Here is a 17,308-nt window from a genome sequence, read left to right as displayed (position 1 = left end):
GAGGTTTCCCTTATACGGCCGCAGCGGGTCGCATATAGGAAATCGGCGCGGTGCTCGCGTCTTCGAAGGTCACGACTTCCCATGCCTCTTTGTCCGCGATCAGAGCGCGGAGCAGGCGGTTGTTCAGTGCATGGCCCGATTTGAAGCCGCGGAACTCGCCGATAAGGCTGTTACCGAGCAGGTACAGGTCACCAATGGCGTCCAGGATCTTGTGCTTGACGAACTCGTCCTCGTAACGAAGGCCATCTTCGTTGAGCACGCGATACTCGTCGACCACGATGGCATTCTCCACACTGCCACCGAGCGCCAGGTTCTGCGAACGCAGGAACTCGATGTCGCGCATGAACCCGAAGGTCCGCGCACGGCTGACTTCCTTGACGAAGGAAGTGCTGGAGAAATCCACCGTCGCCTTCTGGGTGCGACCACGGAAGACCGGGTGATCGAAATCGATCTCGAAGCTCACCTTGAAGCCGTCGAAGGGAATGAAGGTGGCGCTCTTGTCGCCCTCTTCAACGGTCACTTCGCGCTTGATACGGATGAACTTCTTCGCTGCCTCCTGCTCTTGCAGGCCGGCAGATTGAATCAGGAACACGAAAGGTCCGGCGCTGCCGTCCATGATCGGGACTTCCGACGCGGACAGTTCGACATAGGCGTTGTCGATCCCCAGGCCAGCCATGGCCGAGAGCAGATGCTCCACCGTATCCACTTTGACGTCACCCTTCACCAGGGTGGTCGACATAGTGGTCTCACCGACGTTAGAGGCCCGCGCGGGGATTTCCACCACAGGGTCCAGGTCGATTCTGCAGAACACGATGCCAGTGTCCACCGGAGCCGGTTTCAGGGTGAGGTAAACCTTCTCCCCCGAGTGCAAGCCGACACCGGTGGCCCGGATGATGTTCTTCAAGGTGCGTTGTCTGATCATGGCTTTGGCCGCTTTCGCGCAAGTTGCGAACTGTTTTCAACAATGGGCGGCGATAATAGCAGAACCGCCCTTTGCTGAACACCAATCACATCCATACTCCTGATAAATAGACTCAATCAGCCTGGCGACGCAGGAACGCCGGGATATCCAGGTAATCCAGATCGTCGTGCGGGTTCAGCTTGGCCGCGGTGGCAGCGCCGCCGTGGCTCTGGTTGCGCATGACGGTCGGACGATCCAGATCGCGGTAGTTCACCGACTGCTGCTCACGCTGTACCGGAGCCTGGCTGCTGGCGCTCTGGGTGGTCTGCACAGTGTTGTCGACGACCTTGACCGGCTTCTCCAGGCGCGCGCCCAGACCAGTGGCGACCACGGTGACGTGCAGCTCATCGCGCATGTCCGGATCGATCACGGTGCCGACCTTGACGGTCGCGTGCTCGGAGGCGAATTGCTCGATGATGTTACCGACGTCGGAGTACTCGCCCAGGGACAGGTCCGGACCGGCGGTGATGTTCACTAGAATGCCGCGGGCACCCTGCAGGTTGACGTCTTCCAGCAGCGGGTTGCGGATCGCCGCTTCGGTGGCCTCACGGGCACGGTTCGGACCGCTGGCGCAGCCGGTACCCATCATGGCCATGCCCATCTCGCTCATCACGGTCTTCACGTCGGCGAAGTCGACGTTGATCATGCCCGGGCGCTTGATGATGTCGGAAATGCCGCGCACGGCGCCGGCCAGCACGTCGTCGGCCTTGGCGAAGGCGGCGAGCAGGCTGGCGTCCTTGCCGAGGATGGTCAGCAGCTTCTCGTTGGGGATGGTGATCAGCGAGTCGACGCTTTCCGCCAGCGAGCGGATGCCTTCATCGGCGATCTGCATGCGCTTGCGGCCCTCGAAGGGGAACGGACGAGTGACCACGGCGACGGTCAGGATGCCCATTTCCTTGGCGACTTCGGCAATGATCGGTGCAGCGCCGGTACCGGTGCCGCCACCCATGCCGGTGGTGATGAAGACCATATCGGCGCCTTCCAGTACTTCGGCGATGCGATCACGGTCTTCCAGTGCGGCCTGACGGCCCACTTCAGGGTTGGCGCCAGCGCCCAGGCCCTTGGTCACACCCGGGCCGAGTTGCAGCACGGTGCGCGCCGCGATGTTCTTCAGCGCCTGGGCGTCAGTGTTGGCGCAGATGAATTCGACGCCATCGACGTTGTTCTTGGCCATGTGGTTCACGGCGTTGCCACCGCCACCACCGACACCGATGACTTTGATAACTGCTGTTTGTGGGACGTTATCGACGAGTTCGAACATTTTCCCCTCTCCTTCCTTTCTAGTTTTGTCGCCTACGGGTACCGCGGTGGTAACTCAGAAGTTGCCCTGGACCCAGCGTTTCAGCCGTTCCAGCACAGGTGTCTTGGGTTCATCGCTGCTATAGCTGCTGCCAGACGCGGACGGCCCGTCGGACTGTTTTTGCAGTCCGTACATGAGCAAACCCACGCCTGTTGAATAGATAGGATTGCGCACGACGTCAGTCAGTCCTTTGACTCCGTGCGGCACACCCAGGCGCACCGGCATGTGAAAGATCTCTTCGGCCAGCTCGACGGCGCCTTCCATCTTGGAAGTGCCCCCGGTCAGGACGATTCCTGCAGGAATCAGGTCTTCGTAGCCGCTGCGGCGCAGTTCGGCCTGGACCAGGGTGAAGAGCTCGTCGTAACGCGGCTCGACAACCTCGGCCAGGGCCTGACGCGACAACTCCCGCGGTGGCCGGTCCCCGACGCTGGGCACCTTGATGGTTTCGCCAGCACCGGCCAGTTTGGCTAGGGCACAAGCATATCGAATCTTGATCTCTTCGGCATACTGAGTCGGCGTGCGCAGGGCCATGGCGATGTCGTTTGTGACCTGGTCGCCAGCGATCGGGATCACTGCGGTGTGGCGAATCGCCCCTTCGGTGAAGATGGCGATGTCCGTGGTGCCGCCGCCGATGTCCACCAGGCACACGCCCAGCTCTTTTTCATCTTCGGTGATGACCGAATAGGCCGACGCCAGTTGCTCGAGAATGATGTCGTCGACTTCCAGGCCGCAGCGGCGCACGCACTTCTCGATGTTCTGCGCGGCGTTCACTGCGCAGGTCACCACGTGCACCTTGGCTTCCAGGCGTACGCCGGACATGCCCAGGGGCTCGCGAACGCCTTCCTGGTTATCGATCACGTAGTCCTGCGCCAGTGTGTGCAGGACCCGTTGGTCGGCCGGAATGGCCACAGCCTGGGCCGCGTCCAGCACTCGGTCGATGTCCGCCGGGCTGACCTCGCGGTCGCGGATCGCCACGATGCCGTGGGAGTTCAGGCTGCGGATGTGGTTGCCGGCGATGCCGACGAATGCCGAGTGAATTCGGCAGCCGGCCATCTGCTGGGCTTCATCGATGGCGCGCTGAATCGATTGCACGGTGGACTCGATGTTCACCACCACGCCCTTCTTCAGGCCGCGCGAGGGGTGAGTCCCGATACCGACGATCTCCAGCTTGCCGTCGGCCGCTACCTCGCCCACCAGCGCCACCACCTTGGAGGTGCCGATGTCCAGGCCGACGACCATCTTGCCGCTCTGCACGCTTGCCATGGTTATTGCTGTCTCCTCAAATCACTGCGCGGGCGTGGCCTGGGCCACGTCCGTTTGCGGCAGCGGATCACGCCACGCCACGGCCAGGCCGTTGGGGTAGCGCATGTCGATGCGCGCGATTTTCGATATCTGATCCTTCAGTGCCTTCTCATAAATGGTCACGAGACGGCGAATCTGCTCGACCGCATGGTCGCGGCCCAGGACGATCTCCACGCCCTGGGCGGTATTCAGGGTCCAGGCGCCGCGCGAACTCATCTCCAGGCTGGCGATGGTGAAGCCCAGCGGGCGCAGCATCTGACTGAGAATCTGGTATTGCTGCATCACCTTCTGCTGAGCGAACTGCGGACCGGACAGCCGTGGCAGATGCTCGTAGTGCGACACCTCGTGCGGCGCGAAGGCCTGCCCCTGGTTGTTCAGCAGCGCCTCGTCGCCCCAACGCGCCACCGGCAGTTGCTCTTCCAGGTGGATCACCACCTGGTCCGGCCAGACCCGGCGTACTTCGGCATGGGCGATCCAGGGCATCTGTTCCAGTTCCTGGCGCATGCCGACCAGATCGATGGTGAAGAAGCTCGCCGAGACGAAGGGCGAGATACGCTGCTGCACCGCCTGCTGGCTGATGTAGCTGAGATCGCCCTCGACATTGATCTTGCTAATCGGACGATCGGCATAAGGCAGCACGTACTGAGCGCCCTGATAGGCGCCAAAGCCCAGCACCGCCAACAGCACCGGCCAGAGCAGCAGGCGCATGAAGGAGAAGTTCGGCTTTGGCAGACGGACGCTCAGCGGCTCCTTGGCCACCAGACGGCTGGCGCCACGCGGCACCGGCTTGCGCGCCGGAGCGCGGCCGATACCCGGTTGCGAGTGACGAAGCATGGCGCCGTTCATGGTCTTACCCCCTTGCCTCGACGCTGTCGGCGAGGATCGCCAGCACCAGCTGCTGGAAATCCAGGCCGGCCGCGCGCGCGGCCATGGGCACCAGGCTGTGGTCGGTCATGCCCGGTGCGGTGTTGACTTCGAGCAGCCAGAAACGCCCTTCGGCGTCCTGCATGACGTCCGTGCGGCCCCAGCCCTGGATGCCCAGGGCCTCGCAGGCGCGCGCGGTCAGTTCCTGCAGCTCGCGCTCCTTGTCGGCGCTGAGCCCGCAGGGGATCTGATACTGGGTATCGCTGGCCAGGTACTTGGCGTCGTAGTCGTAGAAGCTGTGCGGCGTGCCCAGGCGGATCGCCGGCAGGACCTGCCCGCGGAGCATGGCCACGGTGAACTCGGGACCACTGATCCACTGCTCCACGAGCACCTGCGAATCGTATTCGGCGGCACTGCGCCAGGCGGCGATCAGCGCGTCCACGCTATCCACCTTGGCCATGCCGATGCTGGAGCCTTCATGGGCCGGCTTGACGATCAGCGGGAAGCCCAGCTCGGCGGCGGCCTTGCGGCAGTCCGCTTCGCTGGCCAGCACGGCGTAGGCCGGAGTCGGCAGGCCCAGACTCAGCCACACGCGCTTGGTGCGCAGCTTGTCCATGGCCAGGGCCGATGCCAGCACGCCGCTGCCGGTGTAGGGAATGCCCGCCACTTCCAGCAGGCCCTGCATGCTGCCGTCCTCACCGCCACGACCGTGGAGGATGATGAAGGCGCGATCGATCTTCTCGGCGCTCAGGCGCTGCAACAGGTCGTCGCCGACGTCGATACCGAAGGCGTCCACCCCGGCGCTCTGCAAGGCCTGCAGAACCATGCCGCCGGATTTCAGCGACACTTCGCGCTCGGCGCTCTTGCCGCCGAAGAGCACGGCGACGCGGCCGAAGGCGCGCGGGTCGAGAGTGGATTTGAGTGCGTCGCTCATTACGCCTTCCTCGCGGCGTCGGAGTCGCCGGCGCCGAACATCGGGTTCTTGATCAGTGCCGGAGCCAGCCCGCCGATATCGCCGGCGCCCTGGCAGAGCAGAATGTCGCCCGGCCGCAGCAACGGCTTGAGCAGCGCGGCGAGGTCACCGTCGCGCTCCAGGTAAATCGGATCGAGCTGGCCACGCTGGCGGATGCTGCGGCACAGCTGGCGGCTGTCGGCACCGGGTATCGGCTCTTCGCCAGCCGGGTAGACCTCCATCAGCAGCAGCACGTTGGCCTCGCCGAGCACCTGTACGAAGTCTTCGTAGAGATCGCGGGTGCGGGTGTAGCGGTGCGGCTGGTAGACCATCACCAGGCGCCGCTCCGGCCAGCCGCCGCGCACAGCCTTGATCACCGCGGCCACTTCGCGCGGGTGGTGGCCGTAGTCGTCGACCAGCATCACGCTGCCGCCATCGACCTGAAGTTCGCCGTAGACCTGGAAACGCCGGCCGACGCCCTGGAAGCCGGACAGCCCCTGAACGATGGCCTCGTCAGAGATGCCTTCGTCGGTCGCGATGACGATGGTCGCCAGGGAGTTCAGCACGTTGTGCAGGCCGGGCATGTTCACCGAGACGTCGAGCGGCTCGCGCTCCGGACGCAGCACGGTGAAGAAGGTGCGCATGCCTTCCTGGCGGATGTTGATCGCGCGCACGTCGGCGTCTTCGCTCAGGCCGTAGGTCACGGTCGGACGCGCAACCTGCGGAAGAATCTCGCGGACCACCGGATCGTCCACGCAGAGCACTGCCAGGCCGTAGAACGGCAGGTTGTGCAGGAAGTCGACGAAGGTGCGCTTGAGGCGGTTGAAGTCGCCGCCGTAGGTGCCCATGTGGTCGGCGTCGATGTTGGTGACCACGGCGACCATCGGCTGCAGGTGCAGGAAGCTGGCATCGCTCTCGTCGGCCTCGGCCACCAGGTAGCGGCTGGTGCCCAACTGCGCGTTGGTCCCGGCAGCGTTCAGGCGACCGCCGATGACGAAGGTCGGGTCCAGGCCGCCGGCGGCGAATACCGAAGCGATCAGGCTGGTGGTGGTGGTCTTGCCATGGGTACCGGCGACGGCGATGCCATGGCGGTAGCGCATCAGTTCGGCGAGCATCTCTGCGCGCGGCACCACCGGCACGCGGCGATCGAGGGCGGCGGCGACTTCCGGGTTGGCCTTGTTGACCGCACTGGACACCACCAGCACATCGGCACCGTCGGCGTTTTCCGCGCGGTGGCCGATGAATATCTGGGCACCGAAACTCTCCAGGCGCTCGGTCACGGCGGAGGCTTTCAGGTCGGAGCCGGAAACCTCGTATCCGAGGTTCAGCAGCACCTCGGCGATGCCGCACATGCCGGCGCCGCCGATGCCGACGAAATGAATGCGGCGGATGCGGCGCATGGTACGGGTCATGCCATTGGGCTCTTTAACCACGGGCCACCTCCAGGCAGGCGTCGACCACCACGCGGGTAGCCTCGGGCATGGCCTGGCGGCGAGCGCCGGCGGCCATCTGCTTCAGGGTTTGGGGATGCATCAGTACCTCGGACAACTGCGCGGCCAGTTCGGCGGCGCCGGTAGACTTTTGCGGCAGCAGGCGGGCAGCGCCCTCCCGTACCAGGAATTCGGCATTGCGGGTCTGGTGGTCGTCGATCGCATGGGGCAGCGGCACCAGGAAGGACGGCAAGCCGGCCGCGGTCAGTTCGCTGACGGTCAGCGCTCCGGCGCGGCAGATCACCAGGTCGGCCCAGGCATAAGCAGCCGCCATGTCGCTGATGAAAGGCGCGACCTCGGCTTCGACTGCCACCTGGCGATAACGCTCCGCGGTAACCTCGTCATGCTGACGACCGGCCTGGTGGCGAATCGCCGGACGCAGGCTGGCGTCGACCAGCGCCAGCGCCTCGGGCAACAGCTTGTTCAACGGCTCGGCGCCCAGGCTGCCGCCAAGCACCAGCAGGTTCACCTTGCGCCCATCGAGCGGCTGGCGCACTGCCTCTCCCAGGAACAGCTCGGCGCGCACCGGGTTGCCGGTGGTCAGGCGCTTGCGGCTGGCCGGGAAGGTATTCGGGAAGGCCTCGCAGATACGCTTGGCCAGCGGCGCCAGGGCACGGTTGGCGGTACCGGCCACGGCGTTCTGCTCGTGAATCACCACGGGCACGCCGGAGAGTTTCGCCGCCAGGCCGCCGGGGCCGGTCACATAGCCGCCCATGCCGAGCACGCAGACCGGCTTCAGCTCGCGCATCACGCGCAGAGCCTGGAGCAGCGACTTGAACAGATCGAAAGGCGCACGCAGCAGCGACTTCAGGCCCTTGCCGCGCAAACCGCTGACGTTGATCAGGTGCAGCGGCAGACCGGCCTTGGGCACCAGGTCGTTTTCGATGCCGCGCGGCGTGCCCAGCCAGTGCACGCTGTAGCCGCGCGCCTGGAACTCGCGGGCGCAGGCCAGCGCCGGGAAGACATGTCCGCCAGTGCCGCCAGCCATGATCAGGACATTACCTTTCATCGGCAAAGTCCTCTTCGCTGAATTCGAATTCTTCGCTGCCCACGGCAGTACGACGCTCCCATTCGATGCGCAGCAGCATGCCCAGGCAGCCACAGCAGATCACCAGCGAGGAACCGCCGTAGCTGAGGAATGGCAGGGTCAGGCCCTTGGTCGGCAGCAGGCCGATGTTCACCCCGACGTTGATCAGGAATTGGCCGATCCAGAGGAAGGCCAGGCCATAGGCCACATACGCGGAAAAATACTGCTTGGCCTGCTCGGCCCAGATACCGATGTACAGCGCGCGCAGGGTGACGAAGACGAACAGCCCAACGGTCGCCAGCGCACCGATGATGCCCAGCTCTTCGGCGAGCACGGCGAACACGAAGTCGGTGTGCGCTTCCGGTAGGTAGAACTGCTTCTGGATGCTGTTGCCCAGTCCCATGCCGAGCCAGCCGCCGCGGCCGAAGGCGATCAGCGCCTGGCTCAACTGGTAGCCGGCGCCAAACTGGTCGGCCCAGGGATCGCTGAAGTTGGTCAGGCGCGCCATCCGGTACGGTTGGGTCCAGATCAGCAGGGCCACAGCCCCGACGGCCAGGGCCACCATCAGGCCGAAGCGGAACAGGCCGACGCCGCCAAGGAACAGCATGGCGGCGGCGGCGCCCATCATCACCACCGTGGCGCCGAAGTCCGGCTCGCGCAACAGCAGGCCGGCGAAAGGCAGGAGCACGGCGAAGGGTTTGAAGAAGCCCAGCCAGCTCTCCCGCACCTCGTGCTGGCGCCGCACCAGGTAGCCGGCCATGAAGATCACCACGAAGACCTTGGCAATTTCCGAAGGCTGGATGTTGAACAGGCCGAAACCGATCCAGCGCATGGAACCGTTGACCTCGCGACCGAGGCCGGGGGTGATCACCAGCACCAGCATCACGAAGGCCACGCCAAGCAGTTTCCAGCTCAGGCGCTGCCACGTTTCCATGGGGATCATCATGGTCATGCCACAGGCAACGAAGCCGATGGCCAGGTAGATCAGGTGGCGAACCGAGAAGTACAGCGGGTTGCCCGACTGCGCCGCCGCCACTTCCGAAGACGCCGACGTCACCATCACCAGACCCAGGCCGAGCAGCGCCAGGCAACCGGCGAGCAAGGGGAAGTCCAGATCGATGCCGTTGCGGCTGATCAGCGGGGACGGGTATGGGCGCAGGAAGGAGAACATCAGGCGAGCTCCTCCACGGCCTTGGCGAACAGGCGACCGCGTTCTTCGAAGTTCTTGAACATGTCGAGGCTGGCGCAGGCCGGCGAGAGCAGGACGGCGTCGCCCGGCTGGGCCAGTTCGGAGGCCCGGGCCACGGCCTCGTCCAGGGTCTTGACGCGTACCTGGGGCACGCTATCGCCCAAGGCGGCAGCGACCAGCTCGGCATCGCGGCCGAGCAAGACTACCGCGCGGCAGAAGTTCGCCACCGGCGCGCGCAGGGCACTGAAATCGGCGCCCTTGCCATCACCGCCGGCGAGCAGCACCAGCTTGCCGTCGATGTCTGCGCCAAGGCCTTCGATGGCGGCCAGAGCGGCGCCGACGTTGGTGGCCTTGGAGTCGTCGTAATAGCTCACGCCGTTGCGCTCACCGACCCACTGGCAACGGTGCGCCAGACCGGCGAATTCGCGCAGGGTCTGCAGCATGGGCGCAAACGGCAGGCCCGCGGCATGCCCCAGGGCCAGCGCCGCCAGCGCATTGGACTGGTTGTGCGCGCCGCGGATTTTCAGCTCGCGGACCGGCATCAGCGGCTCGAACTGGAAGGCCAGCCACTTCTCACCGCCCTCGTCGAGCAGGCCGAAGGTCTTGAAGTCAGGCTTGTCGGTGCCGAAGGTCCAGCAGGGCACGGAGTCCGCGATCAGCGGGCGGCTCAGGGCATCGGCACGGTTCACCACCACTTGCTGGGCGCCGCGGAAGATGCGGTGCTTGGCCAGGTGGTAGTCGGCCATGCCGTCGTAGCGATCCATGTGGTCTTCGCTGACGTTCAGGCAGGTGGCGACCGCAGCGTTCAAGCGCTCGCAGGTTTCCAACTGGAAGCTCGACAGTTCGAGGACATACAGCTCGACGTCATCTGCCAGCAGGTCCAGCGCCGGGGTGCCCAGGTTGCCGCCGACCGCAACGCGCCTGCCAGCGGCCGCCGCCATCTCGCCAACCAGGGTGGTGACGGTGCTCTTGGCGTTGGAGCCGGTGATGGCGACGATCGGCGCCTTGGCGTGGCGGGCGAACAGGTCGACATCGCCGGACAGGCGCACGCCGCGCGCGGCGGCCTCGGCCAGCGCCGGAGTGCGCAACGACAGGCCGGGGCTGACGTAGAGTTCGCTGGCGCGGCTGAGGAAGTCGGCATCGAGCGCACCGCAACGCACTTCCACCTGCGGGTACTGGGCACGCAAGGTGGCCAGTTCCGGCGGGTTCTCGCGGGTGTCGGCAACGGCGAAAGGCACGCCCTGGCGCGCCAGGAAGCGCACCAGGGACATGCCGCTCTTGCCGAGACCGACAACGATGCGGAAGTGATCGGAAGCGATCAGGCTCATGCTCGCTCTGCCCTCAACGCAGTTTCAACGTGGCCAGGCCGATCAGCACGAGAATCACCGTGATGATCCAGAAGCGCACGATCACGCGCGGCTCCGGCCAGCCTTTGAGTTCGAAGTGGTGGTGGATCGGCGCCATGCGGAAGACCCGTTTGCCGGTCAGCTTGAAGGAGGCGACCTGGATCACCACCGACAGGGTTTCCATGACGAACACGCCACCCATGATGAACAGCACGATCTCCTGGCGGACGATCACCGCCAGGGTGCCCAGGGCGGCGCCCAGCGCCAGGGCGCCGACGTCGCCCATGAAGACCTGTGCCGGGTAGGTGTTGAACCAGAGGAAACCGAGCCCGGCGCCGACGATGGCGGCGCAGAAGATGATCAGTTCGCCGGCCCCCGGAACGCTGGGGATCAGCAGGTATTCGGCGAACTTCACGTTACCCGACAGGTAGCAGAAGATGCCCAGCGCGCCGCCGACCATCACCGTCGGCATGATCGCCAGACCATCGAGGCCGTCGGTCAGGTTCACCGCGTTGCTCGAACCGACGATGACGAAGTAGGTCAGCACCACGAAGAAGATTCCCAAGGGAATCTCGATGTTCTTCAGCAGCGGCACGATCAGGGTGGTCTCGACCGGCGTCTCGGCGGTCATGTAAAGGAAGATCGCGGCGCCCAGGCCGAACACCGATTGCCAGAAATACTTCCAGCGACTCGGCAGGCCACGGGAGTTCTTCTCGATCACCTTGCGGTAGTCGTCGACCCAGCCGATGGCGCCGAACAGCAGGGTCACCACCAGCACCACCCAGACGTAACGGTTCGACCAGTCGGACCACAGCAGCGTGCTGATGGCGATGGCGGTGAGGATCAGCGCGCCACCCATGGTCGGGGTGCCCTTCTTCGACAGGTGCGATTGCGGACCGTCGTTGCGCACGGCCTGGCCGATCTGGCGAATCTGCAGGGTACGAATCATCCACGGCCCCAGCCACAGCGACAGGGCGAGCGCGGTCAGCACGCTGAGAATGCCGCGCAGGGTCAGGTACTGGAAGACGCCGAAGCCCTTATAGAACTGTTGCAGGTACTCGGCGAGCAGCAGCAGCATTAATGTTTCTCCTCGGGGGACGCGCACAGCGCCGCGACGACCTTGTCCATCGCCGCGCTGCGGGAACCCTTGATCAGAATGGTGGTAGTCGGTTGTTCGCCGGCCAGGGCATCGATCAGGCTGGCCTGGTCGGCGAAATGCCGACCCGCGGCGCCGAACGCCTGAACCGCGTTGAGCATCAGCGGGCCGACGGCGTAGAGCGCGCTGACCTTGCCAGCGGCGTAGGCGCCCACCTCACGGTGCGCGGCCTCGGCCCAGGCGCCCAGCTCCCCCATGTCCCCGAGGACCAGGACGGTCCGGCCGGAAAAGCCGGCGAGTATATCAACCGCCGCGCAGATTGACGCCGGGTTGGCGTTGTAGCTGTCATCGATCACACGCATGCCGTTCGTCGCCAGTTGGGCTACGGCGCGGCCTTTGACCGGTTGCAGTTTCTGCAGACCTTCGACGATACCGACCAGCGGCACGCCCAGGGCATATGCGGCGGCGGTGGCGGCCAACGCATTGGCCACGTTGTGCTCGCCCAGCAGGTTGAGCTGGATGCGCGCCTCACCGGCAACGCCCGCCAGGCTGAAACCGACGCAGCCGCGCGGGTCGCGTTGCAGGTCGCGGGCGTGGAAATCGGCGCCGGGCTGCTTCAGGCCGAAGCTGAGCACCCGGCGTTCGCCGGCACGGGCTTTCCAGGTGGCGAAGGCGCGGTCGTCGAGGTTGAGTACCGCGACACCGTCCTGGTCCAGCCCTTCGAGGATTTCGCCCTTGGCTTCGACGATCTTGTCCTGGCCACCGAACTCGCCGACGTGGGCGGTGCCGGCATTGGTGATGATCGCCACCTGCGGACGCGTCAGCCCCACGGTGTAGGCGATCTCACCGACTCGCGAGGCCCCCAGCTCGATGACCGCGCTCTGGTGTTGCGCGCCGATCTGCAGCAGGGTCAGCGGAGCGCCCAGGTCGTTGTTCAGGTTGCCACGGGTCGCCAGGACTTCGCCCTGAGTGCGCAGAATGCTCGCGAGCATCTCCTTGACCGTGGTCTTGCCGCTGGAGCCGGTCACGGCCGCGACCTTGCCAGCGAAGGCATCGCGGTTCAGCGCACCCAGTTGGCCCAGGGCAATGCGCGTGTCGCTGACCAGCAGCTGCGGCAGCGGCGCACCGACCACTTCGCGCTGCACCAGCGCCGCAACGGCGCCCTTGGCGGCCACGTCGGCCAGATAGTCATGCCCATCGAAACGCGGCCCGCTGAGGGCGACGAACAGTTGTCCCGGCTCGATGGCGCGGCTATCGGTACTGACCGCGGCGAAGGCAACGTCCTTGCCCAGCACACGGCCATTCAGCGGTGCGGCGACTTCACTGAGCAGCAACGGCTTAAGCATGTTTTTCCCCCCAGGCAGCCAGCGCCTTGGCGGCTTCCTGCAGATCGGAGAACGGATGGCGAACGCCGGCGATCTCCTGATAATCCTCGTGTCCCTTACCGGCCAGCAGCACCACATCGGCGGCCGCGGCAGAGGCGATCAGACGGGCGATGGCTTCGCCACGTCCGGAAACGAAGCTCACGGCCTCGGGCTTGGCGAAACCGGCACGAATGTCGTCGATGATTCGCGCACTGTCTTCGCTGCGCGGGTTGTCATCGGTGACCAGCACGCGGTCGGCGAAACGCTCGGCAACCTGGGCCATCAGCGGACGCTTGCCACTGTCCCGATCGCCGCCGCAGCCGAACAGGCAGAGCAGTTGGCCGTGCACGTGCGGGCGCAGTGCCAGCAGCACCTTCTCCAGGGCATCCGGGGTATGCGCGTAATCCACCACCACCAGCGGTTTGGCGCCGCCACCCAGGCGCTGCACGCGGCCGACCGGCCCTTGCAGTTGCGGCAACACGCGGAGAATTTCGCCCAGCGGGTAGTCCAGGCCGAGCAACGCGCCGACCACCGCCAGCAGGTTGCTCAGGTTGAAACGGCCGAGCAGCGAGCTACGCAGCAGTCCCTCGCCGTGCGGGGTGACCAGTTGCGCCTCGACACCAGCGTCGCTGAAACGCGCCTCACGGCAGAAGAGGTAGGCGCTCGGGTCTTCCAGGCTGTAGCTCAACAGCCGCGAATCCTGTGCGTCGGCAGCCAACTGGCGGCCGAACGCGTCGTCCAGGTTGATGACCCGGCAGGACAGCCCCGGCCAGGCGAACAGTTTGGCCTTGGCCGCGCCATAGGCTTCCATGGTGCCGTGGTAGTCGAGGTGGTCGCGCGACAGGTTGGTGAACACCGCCACGTCGAACTCCAGCGCCGCCACCCGCCCCTGCTCCAGGCCATGGGAAGACACTTCCATGGCCACCGCGCGGGCGCCGGACTGTTTCAGATGGGCCAGGGTGCCTTGCAGTGCCAGTGCATCCGGGGTGGTATGACGGCCACTCTCGAGTGCGCCATGGAAGCCGCTGCCGAGGGTGCCGACGATGCCGCAACGCTGGCCGAGCAGATCCAGGGCCTGGGCCACCAGTTGGCTGACGCTGGTCTTGCCATTGGTGCCGGTCACGCCAATCAGATCGATGCCACGGCTCGGCTCGCCATAGAAGCGTCCGGCGATCGCCGACAACTGTCCGGCCAGCCCCTTGATCGGCACCAGCGGCACCTCGGTGACCGGCATGGCGCCGGCGCCTTCGGCTTCATAGGCCACGGCGGCGGCGCCACGCGCCAGCGCATCGGCGATGTGCGCGCGACCGTCGTGTCGAGCGCCGGGAATCGCCAGGAACAGATCGCCCGCCTTGACTGCGCGGCTATCCAGGGTCAGCTCGCGGATCAGCACGCCTTGCTCGGCCCGCGGCAGAAGTTGACTCAGGCTCATCGGCATCAGCCACGCCCTCCTTTTACAGCTCCGGCTTCGGCTTGTTGCTGCGGGGTTGCCTGCAGGTTGTCCGGCGGAATATTCATCAGTCGCAGCGTGCCGGACATGACCTTGCTGAACACCGGCGCCGATACCAGGCCACCGAAGTAGCCGGCCTTGCTCGGCTCGTCGATGACCACGACGATGACGAAGCGCGGGTTGCTCAGCGGACCGAAGCCGGCGAACAGCGAGCGATAGGAGTTCTCGGCATAGCCCTTGGTTCCCACCTGGGCCTTACGCGCAGTACCGGATTTGCCAGCGACGTGGTAACCGGGAACCTGAGCGCGGTAAACGCCGTTGGGCGCTTCCACCACCTGTTGCAGCATGCCCTGCATGGTCTTGGCCACCTGCGCCGGGATCACCTGGGTAGAGGCCGGCAGGCGATCGGCGCGAACCATGGTCAAGGGCACGGTCTGGCCATTGTTGGCCAGCGCGGCATAGGCATGGGCCAGCTGGATGGCAGTCACCGACAGGCCATAGCCATAAGACAGGGTGGCGGTTTCGGCCTTGCGCCATTCGCGATAGTTCGGCAGGTTGCCGACCCGCTCGCCAGGGAAGCCCAGCCCGGTATCCTGGCCCAGGCCGACCTTCTGCATGACCTGGTAGATGACTTCGCCGCCGATATCGAAGGCGACCTTGCTCATGCCGACGTTACTGGAGCGGATCAGAATGCCCGTCAGGTCGAGCACCGGGCCTTCGGTCTTGGACACGTCGCGGATGGTGTAGCGGCCGATCTGCAGGGTGCCGGGATAGACTTCGACGGTATCGCTGGGCTTCCAGCGCCCGCTTTCCAGCGCGGCGCTCATGGAAAACGGCTTCATGGTCGAACCCGGCTCGAAGACGTCAATCATGGCGCGGTTGCGCATCATCTCCGGCTGCATGTCGCGGCGGTTGTTCGGGTTGTAGGTTGGCTGGTTGGCCATCGCCAGCACTTCGCCACTCTTCACATCGAGGATCACCAGGCTGCCGGCCTTGGCGCCGTTCTCGACGATGGCGTTGCGCAGCTCGCGGTTGGCCAGGTATTGCAGGCGTAGGTCGATGGACAGCGCCAGGGTCTTGCCGGCCTTGGCGTTGCGGGTGACTTGCAGATCACGGATCAGGTGGCCACGGCGATCCTTGAGCACCTGGCGCTTGCCCGGCACACCGGCCAACCAACTGTCGTAGGACAGCTCGACACCCTCGCGGCCGCGGTCGTCGACATCGGTGAAGCCAACCACTTGGGCGGCGACCTCGCCCGCCGGGTAGAAACGGCGGAACTCCTCGATCGAGTAGACGCCGGGAATCTTGTTGGCCTTGACCTCGGCCATCACTGCCTCGCCCTGCTCCGGGGTGAGACCGCGCATGAGGTAGATGAACTCCTTATCGGCGGCCTGCTCCAGGCGCGCGCTCAGCGCTTCCTTAGTCTGCCCCAGGGCATGGGCCAGGATCGGCCACTTCTCGCGTTCGAGCACCAGTTCCTTGGGGTTGGCCCAGAGGGTGGCAACCGGCGTACTCACCGCCAGCGGCTCGCCATTGCGATCGGTGATCTGCCCCCGGTGAGCGGGAATGGAGATGAAACGCACGCTGCGCGCGTCGCCCTGCTCCTGCAGGAAGTCATGGTCAATGACATGCAGGTCGACGATCCGCCAGACGATGGCGGCCACCATCACCATCAGGAGGCCGATGGCAACGCGGAACCGCCAGGGGTAGAGAGCGCCGGGCAGGTGTTTCATGGCGCCACCATGATGATTTCCGCCGGGTCCGGCACGCGCATCTTCAACTGGTCGGTGGCCAGGGTCTCGATGCGGTTATAGGCGGTCCAGGTGCTTTGTTCGAGAACCAGCCGGCCGTACTCCGCCTGCGCCTTGTCGCGCACGTTCAGCTCGGTGTACAGGGTGTTCAGCAGTTGGCGATTCCAGTAGGCGCTGTAGGCCACGGAAATGGCTGAGAGCAGCACGCCGATGAACAACAGCAGCATGAAGAAGCTGCCGGTGGGCAGGCGCTTGGCGAACAGGCGGCTCATCGCAGCTTCTCCGCCACGCGCATGACCGCGCTGCGCGAGCGCGGGTTGGCCTTGAGTTCGGTCTCGGAGGCGTACTGCGGCTTGCCCATGAGTTTCAGACGCGGCTCGAAGACCTTGGCACGGATCGGCAGGTCACGCGGCAGGTTGTCCGCTTCGCCCTTGGCGTGCTTGCGCATGAATTGTTTGACGATGCGGTCTTCCAGGGAATGGAAGCTGATCACCACCAGTCGACCGCCAACGGCCAAACCTTCCAGGGCAGCGTCAAGGCCAGCCTCAAGGTCGCCCAGTTCGTTGTTGACGTGGATGCGCAACCCTTGGAAGGCGCGGGTCGCCGGGTTCTTGCCTTTTTCCCAGGCCGGATTGGCCTCGGTGATCACCGCAGCGAGATCGGCGGTGCGCTCGAACGGCTTCTCCGCGCGGCGCTGCACGATGGCCCGGGCCATGCGCTTGGCGAAACGCTCTTCGCCGTAATCCTTGAAGACACGGGCGATCTCGTCTTCGCTGGCGCTGGCGATCCACTCGGCGGCACTGACGCCACGGCTCGGGTCCATGCGCATGTCCAGCGGACCGTCATTGAGGAAGCTGAAACCGCGCTGCGGATCGTCCAGTTGCGGCGAGGAGACGCCGAGGTCCAGCAGGACACCGTCCACCTTGCCTTGCAGACCGCGAGCGACCAACTCGTCGCCGAGTTCGGCAAAGGACCGTTGTACAACGACGAAGCGGCCGTCTTCGGCCGCCAGTGCTTGTCCCGTGGCTATCGCCTGGGGATCCTTGTCGAACCCGAGCAGCCGCCCGCCCGGGTCCAGCCTGCCGAGCAAGGCCCGGCTGTGCCCTCCCCTGCCGAAGGTACCATCCACATAGCAGCCACCCGCTTTGGGGGCCAGCGCTTCGACGGCCTCCTCGAGCAATACGGTGATGTGTTGGTAGGTGGCATTCACAGGCAG

Annotated in this window: 15 protein-coding genes; all 15 read right to left on the bottom strand. The window is 65.4% G+C overall.

Going from position 1 to position 17,308, the window contains the following annotated elements:
- Positions 1-10 precede the first annotated feature (10 nt).
- Positions 11-922, bottom strand: a complete 912-nt coding sequence (gene lpxC, locus BLQ74_RS20445) for a UDP-3-O-acyl-N-acetylglucosamine deacetylase (protein WP_090265698.1) — start codon at positions 920-922, stop codon at positions 11-13.
- A 112-nt stretch (positions 923-1,034) separates the two neighbouring features.
- Positions 1,035-2,222, bottom strand: coding sequence for a cell division protein FtsZ (gene ftsZ, locus BLQ74_RS20440; RefSeq protein ID WP_090265696.1), 1,188 nt, complete (start codon positions 2,220-2,222; stop codon positions 1,035-1,037).
- 54 nt (positions 2,223-2,276) lie between these two features.
- A complete protein-coding gene (gene ftsA, locus BLQ74_RS20435; protein ID WP_090265694.1) occupies positions 2,277-3,524 on the bottom strand; it encodes a cell division protein FtsA in 1,248 nt (415 codons plus the stop codon).
- Positions 3,525-3,545: 21 nt separating this feature from the next.
- Positions 3,546-4,409 (bottom strand): cell division protein FtsQ/DivIB, encoded by an 864-nt coding sequence (locus BLQ74_RS20430; RefSeq protein WP_090265692.1) that lies wholly within the window; start codon positions 4,407-4,409, stop codon positions 3,546-3,548.
- A gap of 4 nt (positions 4,410-4,413) precedes the next feature.
- Positions 4,414-5,361, bottom strand: a complete 948-nt coding sequence (locus tag BLQ74_RS20425; protein WP_090265688.1) for a D-alanine--D-alanine ligase — start codon at positions 5,359-5,361, stop codon at positions 4,414-4,416.
- On the bottom strand, positions 5,361-6,812 hold the full coding sequence (murC, locus tag BLQ74_RS20420; RefSeq protein WP_090265685.1) for a UDP-N-acetylmuramate--L-alanine ligase: 1,452 nt from the start codon (positions 6,810-6,812) through the stop codon (positions 5,361-5,363). Before murC ends, BLQ74_RS20425 begins: the two co-directional genes overlap by 1 nt.
- Complete coding sequence (murG, locus tag BLQ74_RS20415) at positions 6,805-7,878, bottom strand: undecaprenyldiphospho-muramoylpentapeptide beta-N-acetylglucosaminyltransferase (RefSeq protein ID WP_090265683.1); 1,074 nt, start codon at positions 7,876-7,878, stop codon at positions 6,805-6,807. Before murG ends, murC begins: the two co-directional genes overlap by 8 nt.
- The gene (ftsW, locus tag BLQ74_RS20410; protein ID WP_090265681.1) at positions 7,868-9,067 is read right to left on the bottom strand and encodes a putative lipid II flippase FtsW; all 1,200 of its coding nucleotides are present in this window, start codon (positions 9,065-9,067) and stop codon (positions 7,868-7,870) included. The genes murG and ftsW overlap by 11 nt, the downstream gene beginning before the upstream one ends.
- Positions 9,067-10,413 (bottom strand): UDP-N-acetylmuramoyl-L-alanine--D-glutamate ligase, encoded by a 1,347-nt coding sequence (gene murD / locus BLQ74_RS20405; RefSeq protein ID WP_090265677.1) that lies wholly within the window; start codon positions 10,411-10,413, stop codon positions 9,067-9,069. Before murD ends, ftsW begins: the two co-directional genes overlap by 1 nt.
- A 13-nt stretch (positions 10,414-10,426) precedes the next feature.
- The gene (gene mraY, locus BLQ74_RS20400; RefSeq protein WP_090265674.1) at positions 10,427-11,509 is read right to left on the bottom strand and encodes a phospho-N-acetylmuramoyl-pentapeptide-transferase; all 1,083 of its coding nucleotides are present in this window, start codon (positions 11,507-11,509) and stop codon (positions 10,427-10,429) included.
- Positions 11,509-12,873: a UDP-N-acetylmuramoyl-tripeptide--D-alanyl-D-alanine ligase gene (locus tag BLQ74_RS20395; RefSeq protein ID WP_090265671.1), complete on the bottom strand. Its 1,365-nt coding sequence runs from the start codon at positions 12,871-12,873 to the stop codon at positions 11,509-11,511. The genes mraY and BLQ74_RS20395 overlap by 1 nt, the downstream gene beginning before the upstream one ends.
- Complete coding sequence (locus tag BLQ74_RS20390) at positions 12,866-14,329, bottom strand: UDP-N-acetylmuramoyl-L-alanyl-D-glutamate--2,6-diaminopimelate ligase (RefSeq protein ID WP_090265668.1); 1,464 nt, start codon at positions 14,327-14,329, stop codon at positions 12,866-12,868. The genes BLQ74_RS20395 and BLQ74_RS20390 overlap by 8 nt, the downstream gene beginning before the upstream one ends.
- Positions 14,329-16,074: a peptidoglycan D,D-transpeptidase FtsI family protein gene (locus BLQ74_RS20385; RefSeq protein ID WP_090265665.1), complete on the bottom strand. Its 1,746-nt coding sequence runs from the start codon at positions 16,072-16,074 to the stop codon at positions 14,329-14,331. The genes BLQ74_RS20390 and BLQ74_RS20385 overlap by 1 nt, the downstream gene beginning before the upstream one ends.
- Positions 16,071-16,364, bottom strand: a complete 294-nt coding sequence (gene ftsL / locus BLQ74_RS20380) for a cell division protein FtsL (protein ID WP_090265663.1) — start codon at positions 16,362-16,364, stop codon at positions 16,071-16,073. Before ftsL ends, BLQ74_RS20385 begins: the two co-directional genes overlap by 4 nt.
- Positions 16,361-17,302 (bottom strand): 16S rRNA (cytosine(1402)-N(4))-methyltransferase RsmH, encoded by a 942-nt coding sequence (gene rsmH, locus BLQ74_RS20375; protein WP_090266015.1) that lies wholly within the window; start codon positions 17,300-17,302, stop codon positions 16,361-16,363. Before rsmH ends, ftsL begins: the two co-directional genes overlap by 4 nt.
- Between the last annotated feature and the right edge of the window lie 6 nt (positions 17,303-17,308).

Origin of the sequence: Pseudomonas panipatensis (genome assembly GCF_900099785.1) — a bacterium.
GTDB classification, from domain to species: domain Bacteria; phylum Pseudomonadota; class Gammaproteobacteria; order Pseudomonadales; family Pseudomonadaceae; genus Pseudomonas; species Pseudomonas panipatensis.
The sequence above is the reverse complement of the archived record's forward strand: the minus strand, read 5'-3'. Positions and strand labels throughout refer to the sequence as shown.